The 26,558-nt window shown below is 68.7% G+C and carries 24 protein-coding genes; 9 read left to right on the top strand and 15 right to left on the bottom strand.

The genetic code is table 11. The features are described from left to right. The first annotated feature begins 1 nt into the window (after position 1). From FHW81_RS10880 to FHW81_RS10865, 4 genes are all read left to right on the top strand, one after another. Positions 2-2,047: an NADPH-dependent 2,4-dienoyl-CoA reductase gene (locus tag FHW81_RS10880; protein ID WP_015503716.1), complete on the top strand. Its 2,046-nt coding sequence runs from the start codon at positions 2-4 to the stop codon at positions 2,045-2,047. A 208-nt stretch (positions 2,048-2,255) separates the two neighbouring features. Further along, positions 2,256-2,705, top strand: coding sequence for a DMT family transporter (locus FHW81_RS10875; RefSeq protein ID WP_003095321.1), 450 nt, complete (start codon positions 2,256-2,258; stop codon positions 2,703-2,705). Between the two features lie 156 nt (positions 2,706-2,861). Continuing rightward, complete coding sequence (locus FHW81_RS10870; RefSeq protein WP_034054509.1) at positions 2,862-4,097, top strand: DUF1835 domain-containing protein; 1,236 nt, start codon at positions 2,862-2,864, stop codon at positions 4,095-4,097. Next, the gene (locus FHW81_RS10865; RefSeq protein ID WP_003135287.1) at positions 4,073-4,567 is read left to right on the top strand and encodes a YkgJ family cysteine cluster protein; all 495 of its coding nucleotides are present in this window, start codon (positions 4,073-4,075) and stop codon (positions 4,565-4,567) included. Before FHW81_RS10870 ends, FHW81_RS10865 begins: the two co-directional genes overlap by 25 nt. A 2-nt stretch (positions 4,568-4,569) precedes the next feature. Here FHW81_RS10865 and FHW81_RS10860 read toward each other — a convergent pair whose 3' ends face one another. Genes FHW81_RS10860 through FHW81_RS10850 form a run of 3 tightly spaced genes read right to left on the bottom strand, consistent with a single transcriptional unit; the run spans position 4,570 to position 7,336 of the window. Further along, positions 4,570-6,006 (bottom strand): ArnT family glycosyltransferase, encoded by a 1,437-nt coding sequence (locus FHW81_RS10860; protein WP_034054507.1) that lies wholly within the window; start codon positions 6,004-6,006, stop codon positions 4,570-4,572. Beyond that, complete coding sequence (locus FHW81_RS10855) at positions 6,003-6,977, bottom strand: glycosyltransferase family 2 protein (RefSeq protein ID WP_003107470.1); 975 nt, start codon at positions 6,975-6,977, stop codon at positions 6,003-6,005. The genes FHW81_RS10860 and FHW81_RS10855 overlap by 4 nt, the downstream gene beginning before the upstream one ends. Then, on the bottom strand, positions 6,974-7,336 hold the full coding sequence (locus FHW81_RS10850) for a GtrA family protein (RefSeq protein WP_034054505.1): 363 nt from the start codon (positions 7,334-7,336) through the stop codon (positions 6,974-6,976). Before FHW81_RS10850 ends, FHW81_RS10855 begins: the two co-directional genes overlap by 4 nt. 236 nt (positions 7,337-7,572) lie before the next feature. Here FHW81_RS10850 and FHW81_RS10845 point away from each other — a divergent pair, with 236 nt between their 5' ends. Next, complete coding sequence (locus tag FHW81_RS10845; protein WP_003111808.1) at positions 7,573-8,934, top strand: MATE family efflux transporter; 1,362 nt, start codon at positions 7,573-7,575, stop codon at positions 8,932-8,934. Here the strand turns inward: FHW81_RS10845 and FHW81_RS10840 are convergent. The 6 genes from FHW81_RS10840 to FHW81_RS10815 all read right to left on the bottom strand — a co-directional run bounded on the left by FHW81_RS10840 (position 8,910) and on the right by FHW81_RS10815 (position 16,435). Next, on the bottom strand, positions 8,910-9,278 hold the full coding sequence (locus tag FHW81_RS10840) for a transporter (RefSeq protein WP_060774296.1): 369 nt from the start codon (positions 9,276-9,278) through the stop codon (positions 8,910-8,912). The two genes, FHW81_RS10845 and FHW81_RS10840, sit on opposite strands and share 25 nt — an antisense overlap. Continuing rightward, the gene (locus FHW81_RS10835; protein ID WP_003111810.1) at positions 9,266-10,933 is read right to left on the bottom strand and encodes a Na/Pi cotransporter family protein; all 1,668 of its coding nucleotides are present in this window, start codon (positions 10,931-10,933) and stop codon (positions 9,266-9,268) included. The genes FHW81_RS10840 and FHW81_RS10835 overlap by 13 nt, the downstream gene beginning before the upstream one ends. 42 nt (positions 10,934-10,975) lie before the next feature. Continuing rightward, positions 10,976-11,185, bottom strand: coding sequence for a hypothetical protein (locus FHW81_RS10830; protein WP_003104324.1), 210 nt, complete (start codon positions 11,183-11,185; stop codon positions 10,976-10,978). Positions 11,186-11,235: 50 nt separating this feature from the next. Then, positions 11,236-12,012: a hypothetical protein gene (locus tag FHW81_RS10825; RefSeq protein ID WP_003095332.1), complete on the bottom strand. Its 777-nt coding sequence runs from the start codon at positions 12,010-12,012 to the stop codon at positions 11,236-11,238. 97 nt (positions 12,013-12,109) lie between these two features. Further along, positions 12,110-14,821 carry a magnesium-translocating P-type ATPase gene (gene mgtA, locus FHW81_RS10820; protein ID WP_003146209.1) on the bottom strand — a complete coding sequence of 904 codons (2,712 nt, stop codon included), beginning with the start codon at positions 14,819-14,821 and terminating at the stop codon, positions 12,110-12,112. A gap of 774 nt (positions 14,822-15,595) precedes the next feature. Continuing rightward, on the bottom strand, positions 15,596-16,435 hold the full coding sequence (locus FHW81_RS10815) for an arylamine N-acetyltransferase family protein (RefSeq protein WP_034054499.1): 840 nt from the start codon (positions 16,433-16,435) through the stop codon (positions 15,596-15,598). Between the two features lie 124 nt (positions 16,436-16,559). On the opposite strand from FHW81_RS10815, the gene FHW81_RS10810 reads away from it, so the two are divergent. Further along, a complete protein-coding gene (locus FHW81_RS10810; protein WP_003104329.1) occupies positions 16,560-17,015 on the top strand; it encodes a DUF2214 family protein in 456 nt (151 codons plus the stop codon). A gap of 4 nt (positions 17,016-17,019) precedes the next feature. Here the strand turns inward: FHW81_RS10810 and lpdA are convergent, their stop codons facing one another. Next, a complete protein-coding gene (lpdA, locus tag FHW81_RS10805; RefSeq protein WP_003095344.1) occupies positions 17,020-18,423 on the bottom strand; it encodes a dihydrolipoyl dehydrogenase in 1,404 nt (467 codons plus the stop codon). Positions 18,424-18,595: 172 nt separating this feature from the next. Between lpdA and FHW81_RS10800 the strand changes: the two genes are divergently transcribed. After that, positions 18,596-19,135 (top strand): PaaI family thioesterase, encoded by a 540-nt coding sequence (locus tag FHW81_RS10800; RefSeq protein WP_003095346.1) that lies wholly within the window; start codon positions 18,596-18,598, stop codon positions 19,133-19,135. Between the two features lie 67 nt (positions 19,136-19,202). After that, positions 19,203-19,763, top strand: coding sequence for a TetR/AcrR family transcriptional regulator (locus FHW81_RS10795; protein ID WP_003112334.1), 561 nt, complete (start codon positions 19,203-19,205; stop codon positions 19,761-19,763). Between the two features lie 4 nt (positions 19,764-19,767). On the opposite strand, the gene FHW81_RS10790 is transcribed toward FHW81_RS10795, so the two are convergent. Next, a complete protein-coding gene (locus FHW81_RS10790) occupies positions 19,768-20,565 on the bottom strand; it encodes an SDR family NAD(P)-dependent oxidoreductase (protein ID WP_033980759.1) in 798 nt (265 codons plus the stop codon). Positions 20,566-20,795: 230 nt separating this feature from the next. Between FHW81_RS10790 and trhA the strand changes: the two genes are divergently transcribed. Continuing rightward, positions 20,796-21,413 carry a PAQR family membrane homeostasis protein TrhA gene (gene trhA, locus FHW81_RS10785; RefSeq protein WP_003095352.1) on the top strand — a complete coding sequence of 206 codons (618 nt, stop codon included), beginning with the start codon at positions 20,796-20,798 and terminating at the stop codon, positions 21,411-21,413. A 44-nt stretch (positions 21,414-21,457) separates the two neighbouring features. Here trhA and cntI read toward each other — a convergent pair whose 3' ends face one another. The 4 genes from cntI to cntO are packed head-to-tail and all read right to left on the bottom strand — an operon-like array spanning position 21,458 to position 26,539. Next, complete coding sequence (gene cntI, locus FHW81_RS10780; RefSeq protein WP_003104336.1) at positions 21,458-22,312, bottom strand: pseudopaline transport inner membrane protein CntI; 855 nt, start codon at positions 22,310-22,312, stop codon at positions 21,458-21,460. Then, positions 22,294-23,595 (bottom strand): pseudopaline biosynthesis dehydrogenase CntM, encoded by a 1,302-nt coding sequence (cntM, locus tag FHW81_RS10775; protein WP_003095356.1) that lies wholly within the window; start codon positions 23,593-23,595, stop codon positions 22,294-22,296. Before cntM ends, cntI begins: the two co-directional genes overlap by 19 nt. Further along, entirely contained in the window at positions 23,592-24,383 is a 792-nt protein-coding gene (gene cntL, locus FHW81_RS10770) for a pseudopaline biosynthesis protein CntL (RefSeq protein WP_003104339.1), read from the bottom strand. The genes cntM and cntL overlap by 4 nt, the downstream gene beginning before the upstream one ends. A gap of 29 nt (positions 24,384-24,412) precedes the next feature. Beyond that, positions 24,413-26,539 carry a pseudopaline transport outer membrane protein CntO gene (cntO, locus tag FHW81_RS10765; protein ID WP_033980758.1) on the bottom strand — a complete coding sequence of 709 codons (2,127 nt, stop codon included), beginning with the start codon at positions 26,537-26,539 and terminating at the stop codon, positions 24,413-24,415. Between the last annotated feature and the right edge of the window lie 19 nt (positions 26,540-26,558).

Below are 26,558 nucleotides of genomic sequence, written 5' to 3'. Positions count from 1 at the left end.
CATGCGCAACCCCTACCCGCCGCTCGCCGCCGCTCCCTATCCGCACCTGCTGGCCCCGCTGGACCTGGGCTTCACCCGTCTGCGCAACCGCGTGGTGATGGGTTCGATGCACACCGGGCTGGAGGATCGCCTGTGGGACTTCGGCAAGCTCGCTGCCTACTACCGCGAGCGCGCCCGGGGCGGCGTCGGGCTGATCGTCACCGGCGGCTTCGCGCCCTGCCGCGAAGGTTGGCTGCTGCCCTTCGGCAGCAGCCTCACCAGCGCCCTGGAGGTGCCCGCCCATCGTCGCCTGACCCAGGCGGTGCATGCCGAGGGCGGCAAGATCCTGCTGCAGATCCTCCACGCCGGGCGCTATGGCTACCACCCGATGGCGGTGTCCGCCTCGCCGTTGAAGTCGCCGATCAGTTGGTTCACCCCGCGCGAACTCTCCGAGCGTGGCATCCGCAAGACCATCCGCGCCTTCGTCCGTTGCGCGCGGCTGGCCAAGGCCGCCGCCTACGACGGCGTGGAAGTGATGGGCAGCGAAGGCTACCTGCTCAACCAGTTCCTCTGCCCGCGCACCAACCGCCGCGACGACCAGTGGGGCGGCCCGCTGGAAAACCGCATGCGCCTGGCGCTGGAGATCGTCCGCGGCATCCGGCGGATCGTCGGCGAACGCTTCATCCTCTGCTATCGCCTGTCGCTGCTCGACCTGGTCGAGGGCGGCAATACCTGGGACGAAGTACGGCGCATCGCCCTGGCCCTGGAGGAAGCCGGCATCACCCTGCTCAACACCGGCATCGGCTGGCACGAGTCGCGCGTGCCGACCATCGTCACCTCGGTGCCGCGCGCGGCCTTCGCCGAGGTCAGCGCACGGCTGCGCCACGAACTGAAGGTGCCGGTGATCGCCAGCAACCGGATCAACACCCCGGAGGTCGCCGAATCCCTGCTCGCCGCCGGCAAGGCCGACCTGGTATCGATGGCCCGGCCGTTGCTGGCCGACCCGCAGTTCGTGGCCAAGGCCGGTGCCGGCCGGGCCGAGGAGATCAACACCTGCATCGCCTGCAACCAGGCCTGCCTCGATCATGCCTTCGCCAACCGCCGCGCCACCTGCCTGGTCAACCCGCGGGCGGCCTTCGAGACCGAGTTGCGCTACCGCAAGGCGCGCACGCAGAAGCGCATCGCGGTGATCGGCGCCGGCCCCGCCGGGCTCTCCGCCGCCTGCGTGGCCGCCGAGCGCGGGCATCGGGTCAGCCTGTTCGAGGCGAGCGGGGAAATCGGCGGGCAGTTCAACCTGGCCAAGCGGATTCCCGGCAAGGAAGAGTTCCGCGAAACCCTGCGCTACTTCCGCGTGCGCCTGGAACGCCTCGGCGTCGACCTGCGCCTCGGCCACCGGGTGCGCCAGGGCGAGCTGGACGGTCAGTTCGACGACGTGGTGGTGGCCACCGGCATCCAGCCACGCCGGCCAAGGATCGACGGCATCGGCGGACCGACCGTACTCAGCTACGTGGACGTGCTGCGCGGCGCGCCGGTGGGCGCGCGGGTCGCCATCGTCGGCGCCGGCGGCATCGGCTTCGACGTCGCCGCCTTCCTCGTCGCCGCGCCCAGCGACGGCCAGCCGCGGGCGCTCGGCGAATGGCTCGCGGAATGGGGCGTGGACCTCGACAACAGCCAGCCCGGCGGCCTCCGCGAACCCGCTCCGACGCAGCCGGCGCGCCAGGTCTGGCTGCTCCAGCGCAAGCCCGGCGCCCCCGGCGCGCAGCTCGGCAAGACCAGCGGCTGGGTGCACCGCGCGCACCTCAGGCACAACGCCGTGCGCATGCTCGGCGGGGTGGAGTACCTGAAGATCGACGAACGCGGCTTGTTGATCCGCGTCGACGGCGAGGAACGCTGGCTGGAGGTGGACAACGTGGTGATCTGCGCCGGCCAGGAGCCGCTGCGCGAGTTGCAGATCAGCCAGGCGGCGGAAAGCCTGCGCTTCCACCTGATCGGCGGGGCGCGAGTGGCGGGGGAACTGGATGCCAAGCGGGCGATTCGCGAGGGGGCCATGCTGGCGGCACGCTTGTAGGGGGACAACGCCGCTGGCGGCATGGCGGCCGTAGGGCGAACAACCGCTCGCGATTACCCGCCGGGCGGAATCCGAGGGCGAGCGATGGGGCCTCGCGTTTTCCTCCTCCGCCCCCGCCTGGTGCATACTGTGCGACTCCCCGTACCACTCCGGCCCGTCCCTCGCCATGCGCGGGGCGCGCTCGCCGTCATCGTTCCAGGAGTCTTGCATGCCCACTCCCCCCTGGTGGCTGTTCGTCCTGCCCCTGCTCGCCGGCGCCTGCCTGCCGCTGCAGGCGGGGATCAACGGCCAGTTGGCCAAGCAGGTGTCCAGCGTCCTCGCCGCGGCACTGATCTCGTTCTTCGTCGGCACCCTCGGGTTGCTCGCCCTGACCCTCTCGCAGCGCGAGTTTCCCGGCCTGGCGGCATTGCGCGGGCTGAGCTGGTGGCACTGGTGCGGCGGTTTCCTCGGCATGTTCTTCATCTTCATCGCCGCCTTCGCCGCACCGCGCATCGGCGCGCTGATGTTCATGGTGCTGGTGCTCGCCGGCCAGTTGGGCATGGCCATGAGCCTCGACCACTTCGGTTGGGCCGGCTTCCGCGAGGCACCGATCAGCGCGCTGAAGCTGGGCGGGTTGGCACTGATCGGCGCCGGCATCTGGATGATCCGCAAGGGCTGAGTGCGTCTTGCCGCGGACGCGTCGGCCGGCCTATAGTCGGCCTCGGCGTTCTCCACGCCTCCCGTCCGCGGAAAGGGCAGCGCCCAGGCGATCCACCCCACGCATCGCGCATGCGACTCCAGGCCTGCTGGCGGACAAGGCTGCAGAGGAGATCGTATGTCCTTTTCCCGCACTCTCGGCGACGGCCGGATCAATCTCGAACAGCAACGCAAGCGCGCCAAGGAGCTGTTGCGCCAGTGGCGCCGCGACCCGGCCAGCCGTACAGGGCTTCCGGGGCAGGAGCCGCGCCTGGCCGACGCCCAGTGGCAGGTGGCGCGCGAGCTGGGCTTCGCCAGTTGGCCGCGACTCAAGGCGCATGTCGACGCCATCGCCTTCGCCAGCCGCCACCCCGATCTGGTCGGCGGCGATGAGGCCGCGACCCTGCACCTGCGCTGCGGCAACGACATCGCCCACGGCCTGAAGCTCGCCGGCTTTCGCGGCGACTTCCGGATGTTCGCCGACCCGCTGACCATGGGACCGGTGCCGAACCTGCCGTTGCCCGAGTTCCTCGCCCTGCGCAGCGACTACCTGAGCCGCGCCTTCGACCTCGACCCGGCCGACGCCCAGGCCCGCCAGCGCCAGGAATACGCCGGGCTCGAGCGGCTCGGCGAATACTCGCGGGTGGCGCTCTGGTGCGAGGCGGATGCCTACGACCAGTTGTTCCTGGTCCGGGTGCTGGCAGGAATGCAGACGCCGCCGGAGCACCTGGAACTGATCGAGATCGACCGCGTGCCAGGCGTCGAGCGCTTCGTCGGCATCGGCCAACTGGCGCCTGAGCTGCTCGCCTGGCTATGGACTCGGCGTCGCCCGCTGGACGCCGAAGCCCTGGCGCTGGCCCGCGCGGCCTGGGACGCCTACCGCGATCCGGCGCCACTGCGCTGGGCGCAACTGGCCGCCGCGCCGACCCCGGCGCTACCGTTGCTGGGGCCGGCGCTGCGTCGGCAACTGCATGAACTGCCGGCCCTGCGCGACGGCCTGTCGCTGAGCGAACGGCTGACACTGGAGATCGTCCGCGACGGCGAGCGGCCGAGCGCCGGTCAGGTCTTCGCCGAGCTGACCGCACGGCGCGAGCCGCTGCCCTATCTCGGCGACCTGATGTTCCGCGTCCTGCTCCGCGCGCTGCTGGAAGAGCCCGGTGCGCTGCTGCGCACGCCGGCGCCGGAACTGCCCTGGGAACGCCAGCCGCTGGCGCTGACCGCTGCATGCCGCGAGGTCCTGGCCGGGCGGCGCTACCGCCTCGACCTCGGCGCCCCCGAACGCTGGGTCGGCGGCGTACGCCTGCGCGCCGGCACCGCGCACTGGGCGCTGGACGAGCAGGACCGGCCGGTATGGCGGGAGGACCCACGGCACTGACGCTCATCGCCCGGACGAGCGCAACGGGCGCGCAGCCACTATCATTGCGCGCCCGTTTTCCCCGCCCCCGCCCGCCGATGAAGAAGATCCCGCTCGCCGCCGCCGACCCCGACCGCCTGGATACCTGGGTGAAATACCGCGAAGGCCTGTGCGGCGAGTGCAACGCGACCTGCTGCACGCTGCCGGTGGAAGTGCGCATCGACGACCTGATCCGCATGCGACTGGTCGACGAGTTCGAGCGCGAGGAACCGGCCAAGCGAATCGCCAAGCGACTGGAAAAGGATGGCGTGATCGAGCACTTCAACCACAAGCGCGAGATCTTCACCCTCACCCGCATGGCCAACGGCGACTGCCTGTACCTCGACCGCAAGACCCGCCTGTGCACCATCTATGCCCGCCGCCCGGACACCTGCCGCAACCACCCGCGCATCGGCCCGCGTCCCGGCCACTGCGCCTACCGGCCGAAGTAGCCTCAGCCAGGCGGCGCCACGCTCTGGCATAGCTGGTACTGTCCCACCGGCGGCCGGCAGCGCAAGCGCTGGCGCACCTCGTCGGGCAAGGCGCCGAACGAACGCGAGCGGATCGCCAGCAGGGCGTCGCGACGCAACCAGCCGGCCAGTTCGCTGTCCTCCGCCCGTTGTGCCCGCCCGCCGCTGTAGAACACTGCCGAGTACGGCCGCTTCGGCCAGAACACCAGCGGCCGCTCGCGCCAGCCGGCGTCGCTGGCCAGCAGCGCGGCGGTGGACTTCTGCTCGGCGCGCGAGCCCAGCAGCAGGGAGCCGAGGAACAGCGCGAACAGCAACGGCGTCAGCGCCAGGCAGGCCAGCCCGCCACGGCGCAGCCAGGCGCTGCGCGCCAGCGGCGCGCGCAGCAGGTCGGCGGCGAGCAACGCCAGGGCCGGCAGGCCGGGCAGCACGTAGGTCCAGAGGACGTTGCCGGCGAAGGTGAAGAACAGGCACGGCGCCAGTCCCCAGAACAGCCAGTAGCGCCTGCGCGAGGCGACGCCATCGACCACCTCCCCGCGCTGGCGCCAGCCCAGCCAGAGCAGCAGCGGCAACCAGAGGCTCCAGGGAAACGCGGCGGCCAGCAGGAACAGCCAGACGCTGCCGTAGGGATAGGCGTGGGCATTGCCGTAGCGGTCGCCGTCCCAGCCGGCGGTGACGAAGCGCTGCCAATGCTCGCCGAGCAGGAAGTACTCGAGGAAGCCCGGCGTCTTCAACTCCGCCAGCAGGTACCAGGGCGCCGCCACCAGGAGCATCAGCAGGCTTCCGCGGATCCATGGCAGGCCCCGCCAGAGCGCGCGCCAGCGCCACTCCAGCAAGGCCCACAGGCCGATCGGCAGTCCGGCGAGGATCAGCGTCAGCGGCCCTTTCGCCAGCAGCCCGAGGCCGAGGCCGAGGAACATCAGCCAGCCCTCGCGGCGCCGGATTCCCTCCGCGCCATGCAGGCCCAGCCAGAAGCTGCGCATGGTCAGGACCAGGGCCAGGGCCAGGGCCATGTCGGTCATCACCGCCCCGGAGGCGACGAAGAACAGCGCCGAACTGCCCAGCAGGACGCAGGCGATCCGCGCCTGCCGACGATCTTCGCGAGCCTGCCAGTCCCATACCAGCCACAGCACCAGCACGCCCAGCAACCAGTGCGGCAGGCGGCTGGCGAACTCGTTGGCGCCGAGCAGAAGCTGGCCGCCGGCGCTGAGCCAGAAGGCCAGCGGCGGCTTGCCCCAGAACGGCACGCCGACGTCGTACCAGGGCGTGATCCAGTCGCCCAGTTCGGCCATCTTCCGCGCCACCTCGCCATAGCGGGCCTCAGTGGTGTCCATCAGCGGATAGCTGCCCAGGCTCAGCAGGCGGATGGCGAAGGCCAGGGCGAGCAGGAACCAGGCCAGCGGCCAGCCGCGCAGCGCCCTCACGGATTGGCCCCGCCGACCTGCGCCGGCAGGTAGCGGTCGATCAGGTAGAGCGGGCGGCGCCGCGCTTCCATGGTCATCCGCCCGAGGTATTCGCTGCATACGCCGATGGCCAGCAGTTGCAGGCCACCGATCAGGAACAGCGCGGCGATCACCGGCCAGTGCTCGTGGATCTCCTGTTGGCCGAAGATCCCGGCGAGCAGGGTCGCCAGGGCCGCCAGCAGGCTGAGCAGACCGAGGTAGCCGGCGACCTTCAGCGGCGCGGTGGAAAACCCGGTGATGCCCTCCAGGGCGAAGTTCCACAGCCGCCAGTAGCGCCACTTGCTGTGGCCGGCGACGCGAGCGGCGCGGCTATAGGCGATATCGACCTGGCGGAAACCGACCCAGGCGAACAGTCCCTTCATGAAGCGATTGCCTTCCGGCAGCTCGCAAAGGGCATCGACCACCCGCCGGTCGAGCAGGCGGAAGTCGCCGACGTCGCGCGGGATCGGCACCTCGCTGAGGCGGTTGATCAGCCGGTAGAAGGCGCTCGCCGAGGCGCGCTTCAGCCAGCTTTCACCGGCCCGGCTACGGCGGCGCATGTTGACCATTTCGGCGCCGCCGATCCAGGCGTCGAGCATCTGCGGGATCAGTTCCGGGGGATCCTGCAGGTCGGCATCGATGACGATCACCGCGGCGCCGCGCGACAGCTTGAGCCCGGCGCTCATCGCCTGTTCCTTGCCGAAGTTGCGGGTGAAGCGGGCCACGCCCACCCGGCGGTCGGCGGCCTGTAGCTGGGCGAGGATCGTCGCGCTGCGGTCGGTGCTGCCGTCGTCGACATAGAGCACCTCGCAATCGTCGCCAAGGTCGCCGAGCACGGCGCCGAGGCGCTGGTGGAAGGCTGGCAGCACCGCCTCCTCGTTGAACACCGGCACTACCACGCTGAGCAGGCAGGGGGCCTCGAGCTTCGACGCCAGGGAAGGTTCGATCATCATGAGAAGGTCCAGAGTCGATGAAGGTGATAGGTCGCCAACAGCAGTGCGCCGGTCGCGGCGAGCTGGGCCAGGCGATAGTCGAGTCCGGCGAAGTCGCCGAGCAGCAACACCAGGACGGCGTTGCCGAGTACGCAAAGCAGGCTGACGGCGAAGAAGCGCGGCAGCGAACGGAACACCGGGCCACGGTGGCGGAAAGTCTTCCGGCGATGCCCCAGGTAGGCAGCCAGAGCCCCGCAGCTTGCTCCCGTCGCGGCGGCCACGGCGGCGCCAACGGCGAAGCCCTCGACCAGGAGGGTCAGCACCAGGTAATGAACGGCGGTGGCACCGGCGCCGACCGAGACGAAACGCCCCAGGAGCATGCATGGCTTCCTCTGGAAACAACCGACGCCGGCATTCTAGGAAGGTGCGCAAAGCCCCGCGGTTAGCGCTGCGCAAGCTTCCTGACAGGTTTTCGCAGGGTTCCCCGCGGCAGGCCTGGAAGCCGCGTCGGACAAGGAATACACGGCAGGCAGAGGTCTGTTACCGGATATGAAAAACGGGTTTTCCGCAGGCCTCGCCGCCGTCGCTATACTGCCCGGCCGATCCGGAGGACCCCATGAGCCTGTTGCGCGATGCCTGGCGCCACGCCCCGACCCACCACAGGGTCTGGGCGCTGGCCGGGCCGATGATTCTGTCGAACGTTTCCGTTCCCCTGGTGCACCTGGTGGACAGCACGGTGGTCGGCCACCTGCCGCACGCCTACCAGCTCGGCGCGGTAGCCGTGGGCGGCAGCCTGTACACCCTGATGGTCGGCGTGCTCGGCTTCCTGCGCATGGGCACCACCGGCTTCGCCGCCCAGGCCGCCGGCCGCGACGATGGCGGCGCGCTGCGCCTGATCCTCGCCCAGGGCCTGGGCATGGCGCTGCTCCTGGCTTTGCTGCTCGGCGCGCTGGCCCTGCCCCTGAGCGGCTGGGCCCTGCAACTGATGCAACCGTCGGCGGAACTGACCGGCGAGGCCCGCGCCTTCTTCCATACCCGCCTGCTCGGCCTGCCGGCGGCCCTGGCCAGCTACGCGCTGGTCGGCTGGTTCCTCGGCACGCAGAACGCACGGGCGCCATTGGCGATCCTGTTGACCACCAACCTGAGCAACATCGCCCTGGTGCTCTGGTTCGTCCACGGCCTCGACTGGGGCGTGCAAGGCGCGGCCCGCGCCTCGGTGCTGGCGGAATGGAGCGGCGCCCTGCTCGGCCTGGCCCTGACCCGCCGCGACCTGGCCCGGCGCCCCGGGCGGGCGCAGTGGCAACGCCTGCGCCACTGGCTGTCCTGGCTGCCGCTGCTGATGGTCAACCGGGATATCTTTATCCGCAGCCTGGCCCTGCAACTGGTGTTCTTCCTGCTCACCGTACAGGGCACCCGCCTCGGCGACGCCACGGTAGCCGCCAACGCCCTGCTGCTCAACGGCCTGCTCCTGACGTCCTACGCCCTCGACGGTCTCGCCCACGCGGTGGAGGCGCTCTGCGGCCACGCCATCGGCGCCCGCGACCGAACTGCCCTGCGCCGCGCGCTGGTGGTGGCCGGTGGTTGGTCGCTGCTGGCAAGCCTGGCGTTCGCCGCGCTGTTCGCCCTGTTCGGCCACCTGTTCATCGACCTGCAGAGCGACATCGCCGGCGTCCGCGAAGTCGCCTACGCCTATCTGCCGTACCTGGCCTGCCTGCCGCTGCTGGGGATGTGGAGCTATCTGCTCGACGGCCTGTTCATCGGCGCCACCCGCGCCCGCGAGATGCGTAACGCGATGCTCGTCGCGGTGGCCGCCAGCCTGCCCCTCGGCTGGCTGTTGCAGGGGCTGGGCAACCACGGGCTATGGCTGGCGTTCCTCGCCTTCATGCTGCTGCGCGGGCTGGTCCTGGCCGCCTACGGCTGGCGCCTGACCCGCCGCGATGGCTGGTTCGCCGCTCAGGGCGCCGACAGCGGGCGATAGGCGAGCATCAGCGGGACGTCGGCAGCGTGCGCGACCTGTATCAGTTCGCTGGCCAGGCGCCCGCCGGGAAACACCAGCACCAGCTCCGGCGCGGCATCGCCGAGGACGGCCTCGCCATACTCGCGCAGGCCGTTGTCGCTGCCACTGCGCTCCGGATAATCGTAGGCGCACGAATCCGCGCCACGCTCGCGGCACCAGCGCTCGACCTCGTCCGGCAGGCCGCTGCCGGCATGCAGCAGGTGGCCGAGCAGCGCCACCGGTTGCAGGCCGTGGCACTGGTCGAGCGCCAGGCGCAGGCGTTCGGCGTCCTTGAAATGGCGTCCGGCGCAGATCAGGAGGCGCATGCCGATCCCTCCCCTTGCCCTGGCTCGTCCGGCCGCTTCGCCATCGGATCGATGCCGCTGCGTTCGAGCAGCGGATAGGCCAGGGCGGTGACATGATGGTGGATGCGTCGGTAGTCGCGGAGAATGCGCTGGAATACGTCACCGGACTCCACCCAGGCACCGCGATCGTCGCGCAGGCGACGGAAGCGCTCGCGACTGGCATCGGCCTCCAGTCGCTGCAGCAACTTCTTGCGCGCCACCAGGCGCAGCGCGGCGTCCAGGTCTTCGCGAAGGAACGCGCTGATCGCTAGGTGCAGGCTCTCCTCGATCGCCGCCTGCAACGGCAGCATGCGGCCCAGCTCGAACTCGCTGCCGGCGCGACTGCGCCCGGCCCAACGCATCGCCAGGGGCAGCAGGCTGTTGGCGACGAGATCGCCGATGTGCTCGATGTTGATGGCGAACAGGAGAATTTCCTGGGCACGATCGGCGTCGCTGTCGCCGAGGCCGTCCTGGCCGAGGTCTGCCAGGTAGGCGCGGATCGCCGCACTCAACTGGTCGAGGGCCTGGTCCTGGCGACGGATTTCCGCCGCCACCTTCGCCTCCGGTCGCTGCAACAGGCCGCTGGTGGCGCGCAGCATCAGACTGGCCATGTCGGCCAGCCGCAGGACTTCGCGAGTAGCGTTGGCCAGGCCGATGTTGGCCACCTCCAGCCCGGCTTCGTCGAGGTAGCGCGGCATGCCCGGCTCGTCGGACTGTGCCTCTTCCGGCAACAGGCGCGCGAGCAGCGCCGCAAGCGGTCCGGTGAAGCCGATCGTCAGCAGTGCCAGGGCCAGGTTGAAAGCACTGTGGAACCAGACCGCCGCCGCACCGCCGAGTGCGTTGGCCGGTTGCGCCAGCGCCGTCAGCCAGGGCAGCACCAGCAGGCAACCGAGCAGGCGCACCAGCAGGTTGCCCAACGGCAAGCGCCGCGCCACCCGGCTACCGGCCACCCCTAGCGCCGGCAAGGCGCCGCCGAGGTTGGCACCGAGCACCAGGGCCAGGGCGATGGGCAACGAGACCAGTCCGGCCTGGGCCAGGGACGCCACCAGCAGTACCACCGCGACACTGGAATGACAGGCCCAGGTCAGCAGCGCGGCGAGCAGCAGGGCGATCAGCGGATCGCCTTCGAGGCCGTGGATCACCGCCACAAAGGCTGGCGAGGCCTCGATCTGCTGCAGTGAATGGCCGAGCAACGCCAGCGCCAGAAGCATCAGGCCGAGTCCGATCAGGCACTGGCCAAGGCTCTCCAGGCGCGGACCGTCGCCCAGGCGGAACAGCAGCAGGCCGGACAGCAGGGCCAGCGGCGCCAGCAACGAGGTGTCGAAGCTGAGCAGTTGCACCACCAGAGTGGTGCCGACGTTGGCGCCGAGCATCACTGCCAGCGCCGGCGCCAGGCCCAGGGTGCCACTGGCGGTGAAGGACGCTGCCATCAGACTGGTGGCGGTGCTGCTCTGCAGCAGGCCGGTGATGCCGAGCCCGGCGAGCAGGGCCAGCCAGCGGTTGCCCAGATGGCGGCCGAGCCAGTTGCGCAGCGCAGTGCCGAAACCGCGCAGCACGCCGCTGGAGACCATGTGCGTGCCCCACAACAGGAGGGCCACGGCACCGGCCAGGTTGATCAGGAGGATGGTTCCCAGCATGGCGGAACTCCCGGTTCGGAATGGATCGTGAAGGGAACGGGCTCATTGACCCATGGCCAGCCTGAGCGATGCACGGTTGAGCGCGCTCGAGCAGTCCAGCAGGTATTTCACTTCGACCTGGCTCAGGCGGCCGCTGGCGTATGCGCGCACGCTGACCACCATCAGCAGGTGCGCGGCCTTCGCCAGCAGCCGTGCTGCCAGGCCACAGAGCGCGCGGCGAGACGCGCCCAGGCATTTGCGTACGACGTTCATGGCTGCTTCCTCGGTGGAGGAGCGCGCCGCAGCGCGGCACGCCCTTGGGCTCAGAAACGCAAGGTCGCTCCCGAGACCAGCCATCGCTCGCGCTCGCCGCGCAGGTGGCCGCCGACCAGCAGATCGAGGTCCAGCCGTTCGCCCAGGTGCAGCCGCGGTCCGGCCTGCCAGCCGCTGTCGCCGGCCGACTCGCCGAAGCGTTCGGCGATCAGGGTCAACGGCTGGCCGACCCGGTATTCCATGCCCACGCCCCAGTTCCAGCGATGCCGGCGCTCGCCCTCGGCGTAGGCATGCCCCAGGCCGACCCCGGCGTTCAGGCGCAGGGCCTCGAACGGCTGGTAGCTCAGCGGCAGGTTGAAGCCGGCGCCTTCGAAGGCGTGCCGGCGGTCCAGGTAGAGATCCGCCGAGAGCGCGAAGGCCAACGCCAGGCCGAGGTCGTCGCGGGCCAGCAGCGGTGTCTTCAACTCGGGGCTGAGGCGGCTGTGCCGATCGCCTGCGTCGCCCTCGCGCACCAGCGCCGCGCCGAGCTGCACCGATGGTAGGGCGGAGAAGGTGCAGGCTGGCGACAGCACCGACTGGTAGCGGTTGCCGTGGTGGCGTTCGCGCTGGTGCCAGGCGTCCAGGTTGCATTCGCCGACGGGATCGATCTCGCCGTCGTCGACCCGGTAGGCGCCGCCCGCGGCGCGAGCCTCGGACAGCAGTGCCAGCAGCAGGACGCAGGCTAGCGCGGCGGCGACGAAGCCCAGGCGCCAGGACAGGGCGCGTCGCAGCGCGGCCGGCAGCGGTTGGAAAAGGGGCGCCCGCGGGCGCCGGTCGTGCAGGGTCATGATGCGTCTCTCCATGCGTGGGTCCGGTGTGCGTTGCGCGGCGCGGCGAGGCTTGCCGACGCGCCGGGAAAGGCCGGGACGAAGCCCGGCCGATCGCTCAGAACCACTGGCCGAAGCGGCGGATGTAGAGGGTCTTCATGGTCTGCGCGGTGACGCAGTAGCAGAGCAGCGTGCCCACCAGCCAGGGGAAGTACTCCCACGGCAGCGGCTGCAGGCCGACCATCGCCCCCAGCGGCGAGAACGGCACGTAGATGCCCAGCGCCATCACCAGCCCGGTCATCAGCATCACCGGCAGCGCCGCGGTGCTCTGGATGAAGGGAATCTTCTGGGTACGCAGCATGTGCACCACCAGGGTCTGCGAGAGCAGGCCCTCGATGAACCAGCCGGACTGGAACAGCGACTGCATTTCCGGGCTGTTGGCGGCGAACACGAACCACATCAGCGCGTAGGTGGTGATGTCGAAGATCGACGAGGTCGGGCCGATCCAGACCATGAAGCGGCCGATGTTCTTCGAGTCCCACTTGCGCGGCTTGGCGAGGAACTCCTTGTCCATCTTGTCCCACGGCAGCGACAGCTGGGAGATGTCGTACATCAGGTTCTGCAGCAGCAGGTGGATCGCCAGCATCGGCAGGAAGGGGATGAAGGCGCTGGCCACCAGTACCGAGAACACGTTGCCGAAGTTGGAGCTGGCAGTCATGTTCAGGTACTTCATGATGTTGCCGAAGGTCTCGCGGCCCTTGATAACGCCCTCCTCCAGGACCATCAGGCTTTTTTCCAGGAGGATGATGTCGGCCGATTCCTTGGCGATGTCGGTGCCGCTGTCCACCGAGATGCCGACATCGGCATCTCGCAGCGCGGGGGCGTCGTTGATGCCGTCGCCGAGGAAGCCAACGGTGTGTCCGTTGCCCTGCAGGGCCTTGAGCACCCGCGACTTCTGCAGCGGCGTCAGCTTGGCGAACACCGTGCGCTCCTCGGCCAGGCGTTGCAGGGTGGCATCGTCCATCAGGTCGATGTCGCGACCGAGCAGCGGCTCGCCGACGTCCAGGCCGACCTCGCGGCAGATCTTCGCGCTGACCACCGGGTTGTCGCCGGTGAGCACCTTCACCGCCACGCCGTTCTCGCGCAACGCGGCGATGGCCGGGCCGGCGGTTTCCTTCGGTGGATCGAGGAAGGTCAGCAGGCCGGCGATCACCAGGTCGCGCTCGTCGCTGGCGCCGTACTGGGCCTGGGACTCCGTGCGCGAGAGGCTGCGGGTGCCGAGCAGGAGCACGCGGAAGCCGTCGCGGTTGTATTGCTCGGCCAGCGCCAGCAGGGCCCGGCGGCGTTCCTCGTCGAGCGGCAGGTCGACACCGTCCTGGTGCACGCGGGTGGCGATCTCGAGCATTTCCTCGACCGCGCCCTTGCACACCAGCAGCTGTTCGCCGTCCTTGCCCTCGAGGATCACCGAGAGACGCCGACGGACGAAATCGAAGGGCAGTTCGTCGACCTTGCGCCAGGCATCCGACGGCGTGATGCGCGGGTTCTGTTCGACGAAGGCGACCACCGCGCGGTCCATCAGGTTCTTCATCCCGGACTGGTGGAAGCTGTTCAGCCAGGCCATTTGCAGGACCCGGTCGCAGCGCCGGCCGGCAACGTCGACGTGATGCTCGAGGATGATCCGGTCCTGGGTCAGGGTGCCGGTCTTGTCGGTGCAGAGCACGTCCATGGCGCCGAAGTTCTGGATCGCGTTGAGGCGCTTGACCACCACCTTGCGCCGCGACATCGCCACCGCGCCCTTGGCCAGGTTGGCGCTGACGATCATCGGCAGCATTTCCGGGGTCAGGCCGACCGCCACGGCGAGAGCGAACATGAACGCCTCGGTCCAGTCGCCCTTGGTGAAACCGTTGATCAGCAGCACGATCGGCACCATCACCAGCATGAAGCGGATCAGCAGCCAACTGACGCTGTTCACCCCACGGTCGAAGGCGGTCTGCGCCCGCGAACCGACGATGGAACGGGCCAGCGAACCGAAATAGGTGCGCGCACCGGTGGCGACCACCACCGCGGTGGCCGTGCCGCTGACCACGTTGGTGCCCATGAAGCAGATGTTCGGCAGTTCGAGCAGGTCCTGCTGGTCGGCGGCGATCCGCTTGGCGGACTTCTCGCGGACCGCGCCGAGGGTGTCGTATTTCTCCACCGGTAGCGCCTCGCCGGTGAGTACGGCCTGGCTGATGAACAGGTCGCGCGATTCGATCAGGCGGATGTCGGCGGGGATCATGTCGCCGGCGGACAGGCGCACGATGTCGCCGACCACCAGTTCGCCCATGGGGATTTCCCGCAGCTCGCCGCGCATCCCGCGCTCGTCGCGGCGCAGCACGGTGGCGGTGTTCCGCACCATGGCCTTGAGCGCCTCGGCGGCCTTGCCCGAGCGGTATTCCTGCCAGAAGCGCATCAGGCCGCTGACCAGGACCATGCAGAGGACGATGATGACGCCGGTGAGATCGGTTTCCTCACCGTCCTGCAGCGGCAGCCAGAAGTCGGTGAAGAAGCTGATCGCGGAGAGCGTCATCAGCACGTAGATGAAGGGGTTGTTGAACGCTTGCAGCAGTTGCACCAGGACGTGTGGCGGACGGTCGTGGGCCACTTCGTTGGGGCCGTCGGCGTGCAGCCGGGCGGCGGCCTCGGCCTGGTCGAGGCCGTCCTGGCGACCGCGGACGTTGGTGAGGGTGGTTTCCAGGCTGTTCTGCGCTTCGCGGGCGGCGCGCATGGACAGTCGGTCGTTGCGGCGCTCGGTATCGAGCTGGGTATTGCGTTGGGTCGCTACGCTCATGACTCGGTCTCCTGTCGCGAGCTGCGCGACGGCGACACGAGTCGGTTGCCGGTCAGGTGACAGGCAAAGGCGTGCCGGGTCGCGATGTTCGCGATCGGTGGGAAGAATGTTCGGCTTGTCCGGGTGAGGCCCACTGCGCGCGGCCGCTCAGGCGGCACGCAGCAGGCCGACTTGGTGGTTCGTCCATGGCAGGCTCCTTGTGCGAAGGGTTAGGCAGGAGAAAGCGTCAGCCGCGCATCGGGCGGCGTCCGCTCACAGGGTTCTCTTCGACCTGCGTCTCCAGGCGGCGATACTCCAGGCGACCGCCGGCCGGGTCGACACGCCAGGCGAGGCTCGCGGGATGGCCGTGGCCGGGAAGGATCGCGCCGGGGGACTACGCGGCGCGCACGCGCATCTTCGCCACGAAGGCGGATACGCCGGGGGATACCGAATTCTCGAAGTTCATGACTCACCTGTACCCGGCGTGCCGGACACGGGTGAGAAGCAGTGGGTCAGCCCAGGATGCCGCTCAACCGACCGACCCGTTGCGGGTTCCGTCGTGCGTTGGTTTGGGTCATCGCACCAGCCGGCATCTGCTGGGCCGGGCGACGACTACTGGGAATACTGTCCATGGCTCTCTTCGTAGGGGGAAAGAAAGTGCCCGGCTCTGCGGGCGGGGGTTTTATAGACCTCTTGCCAGACGAGGTCAACCGAAAAAGCCGTTTCGTTCAGGCTTCTATGGAACATCGGAAAATTCCCGCAGGAGTCCGGCGAAAAGACATCGGCCAAAAGCGCTCAGACGGAGATCAGTCCCGCCAGCCGTCGCGCCAGCGCCGGCACTTCGGAGGCCGGGTCGAGGCGCAGGCGAAAACGGGTCTGCAGGATGTCCAGCAGTTCCTCGACGTCGCGCAGTTGGCGCTGCAGCGTCTTGCCGTTGCCGGCGCGCTGGCCGAACAGCCCGTCGGCCAGGGTCAGGCGCAGGTCGCCCTCGGTTATGGCGGCCTTCAGGCCCTGGCGGAACACGCTGTGCGGGTGGGTCGAGGTGTACCAGTTGCGCGGGATGTAATCGATCCACAACTGCGGGCGCAGGTCGAAGCGGTACAGCGGCAGCCAGCCGCTGCGACCGCGCACGGCGCTTTCGTAGAGACCGGCGTACGGGTCGACCAGGCGCACGCAATGCACCTGTCCGGCGTCCGCCTCGTCGCCCGGCAAAGGCAGTGCTCGCGGCGGATTGGCCGAGCCGAAGCCGACATCCACCAGGAACTCGCCCTCCGCCAGGTACAGACGCAGCATCAGATGCGATTGCTGGGTCAGCGGCGCGTCCTCCGGGAGCCCCCAGCGTACCCGTGCCACCAGCAGTTCCAGCTCGTAGCCGAGGGCCAGCAGCAGGCGGGCGAACAGCGAGTTGAGTTCGAAGCAATAACCACCGCGGCTGCCCTCGACGACCTTGGCGAAAACCTTGTCGGCGTCGATCTCGATGGGACGGTCGAGCAGCACGTCGAGGTTCTCGAAGGCGACCCGGCGCAGATGCGCGTCGATCAGTCGGTCGAGACTCGCCAGACTCGGCGGACCGGGATCGTCGATGCCGATATGGTGCAGGTAGGCATGGGTCTGCTCGGGCGTCAGCGGGGTCATGGCGGGCTCCGGAAAATGGCCAGCTCGATTCTAGACGCATTCTCGGGGAATACCGGAAGCGCCGTCAGGCACATTGGCCCGGGGTCTGCTTGACTGTGCCCATCCCACCCCGAGGAGCGCCGCCATGGCCCAGGCAATCGTCGCCTACCTGCACTACCTGTCGATCTTCCTGCTGTTCGCCCTGCTGGTGTTGCAGCACCGCCTGCTGCGCCTGCCGCTGGACCTGGAGCGCGCCCGCAGCCTGGCGGCGATCGACCGCGGCTACGGCCTCTGCGCCCTGGCGGTACTGGCCAGCGGGCTGGCGCGGGTGCTGTGGTACGGCAAGGGCGTCGACTATTACCTGCACAATGGTCTGTTCCACGCCAAGGTCGGGCTATTCGTCCTCGCGGCCCTGGTCTCGCTGTTGCCGACCGTTACCTTCCTTGGCTGGCGCGGCGCCCTCAAGGCCGGCGAAGTGCCGGCGGTGACGCCGGCCCGGGGCCGGCGGGTGGTCCTGGCGGTGCGCCTGCAACTGCTCCTGCTGCTGGTCATTCCGTTGCTGGCTACGCTGATGGCGCGCGGCTTCGGCATGCGCGGCTGAGCCCTCAGTTCTGCATGGCCCGGCCATGCACGTCCATCGCCGCCTGGCGCAGCGCCTCGGAGCGGGTCGGATGCGGATGGCAGGTCAGCGCGAGGTCCTCCGCCGAAGCGCTGAACTCCATGGCCACGCAGGCTTCGCCGATCATCTCGCTGACGCCCGGCCCGATCATGTGCACGCCGAGCACCTGGTCGCTGCGGGCATCGGAGAGGATCTTGATGAAGCCTTCGCTCTCGTGGTTGATCTTCGCCCGGCTGTTGGCGCTGAACGGGAAGCGTCCGACCTTGTACTCGCGCCTCGCCGCCTGCAGCTGCTCCTCGCCGAGGCCGACGCTGGCCACTTCCGGCTGGGTGTAGATGACCGACGGAATCACCTCGGCGTTCATCTCCGCCGCATGCCCGGCGATCCGCTCGATGCAGACGATCGCCTCTTCCTCGGCCTTGTGCGCCAGCATCGGTCCCGAGGTCACGTCGCCGATCACCCAGACGCCCGGCGCCGCGCTGCGCTGTCCCTGGTTCTCCAGCATGCCGCGACGATCGCTGGCCAGGCCGACCGTCTCCAGCCCCAGTCCTTCGGTATAGGGGCGCCGGCCGATGGCCACCAGCACGTAGTCCGCCTGCAGCGATTCCGTAGCGCCGCCGGCGGCCGGTTGCAGGTCGAGTTCGACGCCCTGCTCGCCACTGCGCGCGGCGACCACGCGGGTGCCGAGGCGAAACCGCATGCCCTGGCGGGTCAGGGCGCGCTGCAGGGTCCTTGCGGTTTCCCCATCCAGCCCCGGGCAGATCCGCTCGAGGTACTCCAGCACCGTGACCTGTGCGCCCAGCCGGCGCCAGACCGAACCAAGCTCCAGGCCGATCACGCCGGCGCCGATCACCACCAGGTGGCGAGGCACTTCGACCAACTCCAGGGCGCCGGTGGAGTCGAGGATGCGCTGGTTGTCCACAGGCACGCCGGGCAGCGGCGCCGGTTCCGAACCGGTGGCGATAACGATGTCGCGCGCCTCCAGTTGCGCGTGGCCGCCGTCGGCAAGGGCCACGCCGACCCGGCCCTCGCCTTGCAAGCGCGCCCAGCCCTTGATCCACTGCACCTTGTGCTTGCGGAAGAGGAATTCGACGCCACGGGTCAGGGCGGCGACGCTCTCGTCCTTCTGCTTCATCATCTGCGCCAGGTCCAGTTCCGGGCTGACCCGGATGCCGAGCCGGGCGAACTCGCCGCCGCTCGCCGCGGCGTATAGCTCCGAGGCGTGCAACAGGGCCTTGGACGGCATGCAGCCGACGTTCAGGCAAGTCCCGCCGAGGGTTTCGCGACCCTCCACGCAGGCCACCTTCAGGCCCAGCTGGCCGGCGCGAATGGCAGCGTTGTAGCCCCCCGGACCGGCGCCGATCACGATCACGTCATAGCTTTCCATCATCCTGCTCCTCGGTTGTCCCGCCACGGCCCCCTCAGCGTAGGCGACGCCGGCGCAAATAGAGGAAACGTCGCGTAGAGGGACCGAAAGCGATTGTATTTCGCTCGTCATGCAAAGCTTATATGATGACCGTAATTTTCCTGCAACCCTTTCCCACCACGACAGGAGCACTACCATGGAACAGCCCGGCCGCGAAGATCGCCTGAACGCCTGGATCGCCACCGAACGGGCCGCCCGCGCCCGCCTCGGCGCCAGCGGAACCCTGGAGCTGGCGCAAGTCGCCGCGCTCTCCCCGCAGGAGTTCTTCGACCGCATCGGCAGCGGCCAACTGCCCTGTCCGCCCTACGGCGAACTGGTCGACTTCGTTCCCATCGAGTGGTCCGAAGGGCGCTTCCTGTTCCAGGGCACCCCGGACCGCCGCCACTACAATCCGCTGGGTAGCGTGCACGGCGGCTACGCCGCGTCGCTGCTGGACTCCTGCATGGGCTGCGCGATCCATACCCGGCTCCAGGCCGGCCAGGGCTATACCACCACCGACCTGCGGATCAGCTACCTGCGCGCGCTGACCGACAAGGTCGGCCCGGTGCGTGCCGAAGGCCGGGTGGTGCACCTCGGCCGCTCGACGGCGGTCGCCGAGGGCCGGTTGTACGATGTCGACGACCGTCTCTACGCCGTCGGCTCGACCACCTGCCTGGTCCTGCACATGGCCGGATGAACGCGGCTTCGCCAGGGAAGGCCGCCAGGCGTTAAGATGACGACCTGCATTCCAAGGTATCGAAGCCATGCGTTATCCCGAAGACCACAAGCAGAAGACCCGCCGGCGTATCGTCGAGGAGGCTGCCCGGCTGTTCCGCCAGGACGGCGTCGGCGCCACCGGGCTGCAACCGCTGATGAAGGCCCTGGGCCTGACCCATGGCGGCTTCTACGCGCACTTCAAGTCCAAGGACGACCTGGTGGAAACCGCGTTGCGGCATGCCGCGGCGCAACTCGACGAAATCACCGCGCCCCTGGCGGAGGCGGAACGACCGCTGGCGCTGCTGATAGAGCAGTACCTGTCGCCGCGTCACCGCGATAACCCCGGCGCCGGCTGCCCGTTGCCGACCCTGTCGGCGGAACTCGGCCAGCGCGGCACGCCGAGCCCGACCACCGACAGCATCGTGCGCAAGCGCCTGGCGATGATCGAAGCGGCCCTGGAGGGCGAGGACGCAGGCGAGCGCGCCGTGCTGCTGCTCGCTTCGCTGGTCGGCGCGCTGCAACTGTCGCGCAGCGTGCAGGATGAGGCGCTGTCGCAACGGATACTGGAAGCGACGCGCAAGAAGCTGCTGGAGCAGATGGAGCGCTAGGGCCTCAGCCGAGGTAGCGCTCGGCCGGCCGCTGCCGCGACAGATTGGGCGCGAGCCTGGCCCGTGCCGTCATCAGCGCCTGCCAATCGGCCGCATCCGGCAACGACGGGATGGTCACCGCTTCACGCCGATCGAAACCGACCAGCGCCGCCTCCACCAGGTCCTCGACCTCCATCACCATCTCCGCGGGAATCCCGGCGATTCCGGTGCCGCTGCGCTCCCAGATCTCGGTACGGGTGACGCCGGGCAGCACCGCCTGGACGTAAACGCCGCTGCCGGCCAGCTCGTGCTGCAGCGACTGGCTCAGGCTCAGCACGTAGGCCTTGGTCGCGCTATAGACGGCATTGAACAACTCCGGCGCCAGCGCCACCACCGAACCGAGATTGACGATAGCGCCGCCGCCACGCTGGCGGAACCCTTCCGCCGCGCCGGCAGCCAGGCGGGTCAGGGCCACTACGTTGAGGGCGATCATCCGCTCCGCCCGGTCCATGTCGGCATCGGCCAGCGGACCGTTCATCGCCACGCCGGCGTTGTTCACCAGCAACGCGATCGAGGCGTCGTCGCGCAACCGTCGCTCGACCCGCAACCTATCGTCGCGCTCGGACAGGTCGGCGCGCAGGATCTCCACCCTGACCCCGTGGGCTTGGCGAAGGCGATCCGCCAGGGCTTCCAGGCGTTGCCGGTCGCGCGCCACCAGCAACAGGTCGTGGCCACGGCGGGCCAGGCGCTCGGCGTAGGTCGCGCCGATTCCGGAAGAGGCGCCGGTGACCAGGGCGACGCCATTGCCAATCTGTTCGTTCATGTGGGTTCTCGCTGGAAAAAAGCCTGACCGCTGACAGCGGTTATTTATATTACACACTTAATATTATGATCATAATTAAAACCGTCAAGCCTTTATCCGTTCCAACGAGCAGGGAGGGATGAGGAGAACCTTCATGCAACCGTCACGGAAAACGCCAATAAAAGGTCAGGACCCACGCCACCCCGACATGCCCTACCATGGCGTTGTCCATCGCGGGAGGATCATGCGTCATGTATCACGGTGAAAGACTCAATGCCTGGACCCACCTGATCGGTGCGGTCGCCGCCTGCACCGGCGCCGTCTGGCTGACGGTCCAGGCGAGCCTCAACGGCAGTCCGTGGAAGATCGTCGGGGTCGGCGTCTACGGCGTCACCCTGACGCTGCTCTACAGCATCTCGACCGCCTACCACAGCGTGCGCGGGCGAGCGAAGGTGGTGATGCGCAAGCTCGACCACCTGTCCATCTACCTGCTGATCGCCGGCAGCTACACGCCTTTCTGCCTGGTCACGCTGCGCGGTCCCTGGGGCTGGACGCTGTTCGGCATCGTCTGGGGCCTGGCCGTGCTCGGCATGCTCCAGGAGATCAAGCCACGCTCCGAGGCGCGGGTGCTGTCGGTGGTGATCTACGCGGTGATGGGCTGGATCGTGCTGATCGCGGTGAAACCGCTGCTCGCCGCCCTCGGCAGCGCCGGCTTCACCTGGCTGGCGGCCGGCGGCGTGCTCTATACCGTAGGGATCGTCTTCTATGCCTATGACCACCGCTTCCGCCACTGGCATGGCATCTGGCACCTGTTCGTGATCGCCGGCAGCCTCCTCCACTTCGTGGCGATCTGGCGCTACGTACTCTAGGCGCGGTCCGGCGCGAAGCAGCGGGAGCTGGTCGCGCCGGAGGCTCAGCCCTTCTTCGTCCGCGACAGCGCGATGCACGCCACCACGATCAGCACGCCGCCGGCGATGGTCAGCGCGTCCGGCACCTCGCTCCAGAACAGCCAGCCCCAGCCGGCGTTGAAGACGATGCCGATATAGCGGGTCACCGCAACGATGGTCGCGCTCTCGTGACTGAAGGCGCGGGTTAGGAACACCTGGCCGAGCAGCGACACCACCCCGATGGCCAGCAGCAGCCCCCACTCACGCAGCGTCGCCGGCACCACGAAGTCGTTCCACATCAGCGGGATGGCCACCAGGGTGGCCACCGCCAGGAAGTAGAAGACGATCTCGTAGGTATGGTGCCGCGCGCTCAGTTGGCGGATCGCCACCGAGGCACCGGCGGCGAACACCGCGCTGAGCAGGCCGACCACGGCGTATACCGAGTAGCTGGAATAGCTGAACGGCTTGACGATCATCAGCGCGCCGAGCACCACCACCAGCAACAGCCAATAGACCGCCCGGGGAATCCGCTCGCCGAGGAACAGCGCGGAGAAGAGGATGACGAAGAACGGCGACATGTGCGCCAGGATGCTCGCGTCCGCCAGCGGGATGTGGGCGATGGCGTAGAAATAGCAGACCAGGTACAGCGCCCCCATCACCCCGCGCACCAGCAGCATCGGCACGCCCTGGCGCGACAGGGCGACACCGGCCTGGCGCATCAGCAGGTAGATCAGCAGGGTACCGATGGCGCTGCGGAAGAACACGATCTCGGCAGCCGGCAGGGTGGCGCTGGCTTCCTTGACCAGGGCGTTCATCACGCTGAAGGTGAAGGACGCCAGCACCGCCAGCAGCACCCCGCTCTTCAGCAGGTCGAGCACCACTGGCGATAGATGGCGTCCGCCGCCGGACGGCTGTCGATCGGATACAGGCTTGGATGGCACTGGCTCGCTCCTTGGCAATCGATGAATCGGGACACGGCGTTCTCGTAGCTCGCCAGCAGGCTGCGCGCCTGCGGCATGGCCAGGTCGAAGTGGGCGGCCAGCGCGACGATCAGCGCCAGCTTGCGATAGTCCTCCAGCGGCACCCGCGGGAGCCGCCAGAGTCCATCCTCGTCGCGACTGACGCGGCGGAACGGCACGGCGGAAAAGTCGAAGTGGCGACCCTGCTCGTCGGCCGGAGAGAACGGATCGACCAGCAACGCCGCGTAGCGCACGAACAGCAGGTATTCCTGGCGCTCGGCGCCGGCCTCGGCGAAGCCGTCGATGGCCGCGCGCGGCAGCATCGTCTCGTGCACCGGGTAGTTGTCGTCGTTGAGGAACCGCAGCAGGTTCAACGGCTCGGCGCCCATCCGCCGCAACAGTTCGCTCAGCTCGCACCACAGCCGCCGCATGGCGCCGATGGCCCCGGGGGTGATAGGTCCCTCCGGGTAGAGCTTGTACATGAAACCGGGAGGCCCCTGCTCGGAAAGTATCCGGGCGAGGGCGAACTCGCCGAGAAAGAACGGACTGTGCACGTAGGTGGTGACGTTGCGGCCCTCCGCCGCTTCCGGCGTCGCCAGGGGTACCACCTCCACCCCGCTGCCGGCCAGGACTCGCCGCCAGGTCTCCCGCGCCGGGCAGTCCGGCCGGCTGGAACCCAGGTAGACCCTGCGCTTGACCGCCTTGGTCAGGGCCCGCAGCGGTTGTGTCTCGTCGATCACCTTGGTCGCCGCGTAGTAGCTGGACAGGCTCAGCACGGTCGCCTGGCACCCCGCCGGCAGGGCGCTGCGCACCAGCAGGTTGGCGCCGATGAAGGCGGACACCAGCAGCAGCGTGCGCACCCCGCCGAGTCGCTCCCAGGGCAACCCGCGGACCACGTCCAGGTAACTGTCGGCCGGCACGCAGAGCACCAGGGTCTGCCAATCGTCGCGAAGCTCAGCGGGGTCCTGGTGGAAGACGTCCAGCGCGGCGTTGCCGGACAGCCAGCGATGCTGCCCCTGCCCTTCCAGCTGCAGGCAGGCGCCGCGCGCCAGGGCCTCGGCGATCCGCTGGCTGCGCCGGCCGGGATGGTTCAGCGCGCCGAGGCGACCGGCACCGTGGCGGCGCAGGTCCAGCGCGACCTGGATCGCCACCGCGCCCAGACCGACCAGCAGGACGTTGCCCAGGCTCTCATCAGCGGCATTCATCGACCGGCCTTCTCCAGGATCAGGGTGTCGTATAGCGGCTGGCTGACCCGCTCCGCGCAAACCCGCCAGCCCTCCAGTTCGGCCGGTTCCACCGGGTAGTTGAACAGTCCCTTGATGCCGCTGCCGTGACGCAGCAGGACCTTGGCGTCGGCGCGCATGACCTGGCGGATCTGCGCCAGCACCGCGCTTTTCTGCTGCACCAGCGAAGCGATCAGGAAATGCGTGGCATCGCGGGAAAACGCCAGTTCCGCCGGCGGCAGCGAGGAAAACTGCATGCGCGCCTCCAGCCCCTGGCAGCGGGCGATCTCGCGGGCACAGCCCAGGGCCTCCTCGTCGATGTCCAGGCAGCACAAATGTGCGCCGACCTCCCGCGCCAGCACCAGGGCCGAGGTCGGCAGGGCACCGGAGCCGACGAACAGGACCCGTGCATCGGCATCTATCCCGGCGCTGTCGAGTTCGCCGCGGATGGATTCCAGCAGGCTACCCAGGTAGCGGCCCATCTCGCCGGGTTCATGCAGCACGCCCTGGCAAAGGTGCTTCTCCAGTTCGCAGAGGGCCTGCACCGCCGCGTCGCGCAGGCGCAGGCCGAGCGCCTGCAACGCAGGGTCGTCCGAATCGGCCTGCCACTGCGCCCGGCTGCAATCCTCCCCGATCAGTCCGCTCAGACGGTCGAGCTTGCGCCTGAGGATCTCGTAGCAGCCGCAACACTCGCGGGCATAGACGGTGAGCAGGCGAATCTCGCATTCCAGTTCGCGGAGGGTTTCCAGCAGCGGTGTGCGTCCTTGCATGGCATGGCTTCCTGGCGGCGGTAGAGGGCTCAGTAGTTCAGGGTCAGGCTCATGGTCAGGTTGCGCGGCTCGCCGGGGGCGACCCAGACGTTGTTATAGGAACGCTCGTAGTAGCGACGATCGAAGAGGTTGTTGACGTTCACCCCGAGGGTGGCATTGCTCGCCAGCGGATAGTGCGCGAGCAGGTCGACGGTGGTGTAGGCCGGCAGTTCGAAGCCGCTGTCGCTGCTGTCGCCGGCGCGCTCGCCGACATAGTTGACCGCCGCGCCGGCATCGGCGCCGTGCAGCCAGCCTTCGCGGAACTCGTAGACGCCCATCAGGCTGCCGCTGTGCTTCGGCACGTTGAGCAGGCGGCTGCCGCGAGCGATGTTCTCATCCTTGGTCACTTCGGCGTCGATATAGGCGTAGGCGCCGATCAGCCGCAACTGCTCGGTGAGCTGGCCGCTGAACTGCAGGTCGAAGCCCTGGCTGCGCGCCTCGCCGGCGGTCTGCTGGTAACCGGGATTGCTCGGGTCGGCGGTGAGCACGTTCTTCTTTTTCAGGTGGAACGCGGCGAGGGTCATGCCCAGCCGGCCATCGAGCAGGTCGAGCTTCACCCCCGCCTCGTAGCCGCGCCCCTCCTCCGGGTCGAAGGCCTTGCCGACCATGTCGGTACCGCCATTGGGCTTGAAGGATTTCGAGGCGTTGGCGAACAGGCCGACCTCCGGGGTCGCCTGGTACAGCACGCCGATGCGCGGGGTGGCGGCACGCTGGGTCTGCTGCGAGCTGGTGTCGCGGAAGCGGCCATTGTTCAGGCGCGTGGCGTTCATGTCCTGGCGGTAGCGGTCGAAGCGCACGCCGAGCAGGCCGCGCCATTTCTCGCTGAACTCGATCTGGTCCTGCAGGTTGAGGGCCATCGCGTCGACTTCCTCGTGGTTGCGGTCGTCGCGTCCGAAGGGTGGTTTCGGCTGGCCGTAGACCGGCCGGCGGATGTCGATGGCATAGGGGTTGCGCGACGGGATGCTACGCAGGATCAGTTCGTCGTTGTGGTAGCGCTCGTACTCGAGGCCCATCAGCAACTGGTGGCGGATCGAGCCGGTATGGAGGTCGCCGAGCAGGTCGAGCTGGGTGATGCTGTCGTGCCACTCGAAGTCGCGGTAGCGGTACTCCCGGCGCAGGCTGTAGCCGTCGGCGGCGAGGCTGGAGTTCTCCGAGGCGTAGCCGTCCAGGTGGCCATGTTTGTAGTGGCTGGCCAGGCGCAGGCTCCACTGCTCGTTGAAGTGATGGCGCAGGGTGGCCTGGAGGGTTTCGTTGTTGTTGTCGATCTTGCCGTCGTCCGGTTCGCCGAAGAACCGCGAGCGCGGCAGGCTGCCCAGGTGGTTGTGCGGCGCCACGGTGCCGCGGTCGAAGACCTGGCGGTTGCGCACCACCTCGGCTTCCACCAGCAACGAGGTGTCCGGGTCCAGTTGCCAGCTGAACGATGGCGCCACCAGCAGGCGCTGGCCGTCGGCGTAGTCGCGGAAGCCCTTGCTGTCCTCTACCGCCAGGTTCATCCGGTAGAGCAGGTCGCCCTCTTCGTCCAGCGGCGTGTTCAGGTCCAGGGTCGAGCGGTAGCGGTCCCAACTGCCGGCGCTGGCATGCAGGCGGGCGAAGCGCTCGGCCTGGGGCTTCTTGGTCACCAGGTTCACCGTGCCGCCGGGATCGCCGCGCCCGTACAGGCTGGAGGCCGGTCCCTTGAGGATTTCCACGCGCTCGATGGTGGCGCTGTCCGGGGCGTTCATATAGCCGCGGTTGGCGCTGAAGCCGTCGCGGTAGAACTCCGAAGTGGTGAAGCCACGGACGTTGTACTCGAACATCGTCAGGCCGCCGAAGTTGTTCTGCCGCGAGACCCCGCCGGCGAAGTCCAGCGCCCGTTCGATACGAGCGCTGTCAAGGTCGTCGAGCACCTGGCGCGGCACCACACTGATGGCTTGCGGGATGTCCTCGATACGGGTGTCGGTGCGCGTCGCGCTGGCCGACCGATTGGCCCGGTAGCCCTGCACCGGGCCTTCCGCGCGCTCCGCTTCGGCGGTGACAGTGAGGACCTCAAGCTCTGCGGGACTTTCCGTTTCCGCCCAGAGCGCCGGACTGCTGCAACCGAGGCCGACACCGAGGACAAGCGACACACTGACTCTCATGGGAAATCGCACCAGAAAA

The organism is Pseudomonas sp. RC10-4-2, from assembly GCF_050433085.1.
Taxonomy (GTDB): Bacteria; Pseudomonadota; Gammaproteobacteria; order Pseudomonadales; family Pseudomonadaceae; genus Pseudomonas; species Pseudomonas aeruginosa.
This window is presented reverse-complemented; position numbering and strand designations above follow the sequence as displayed.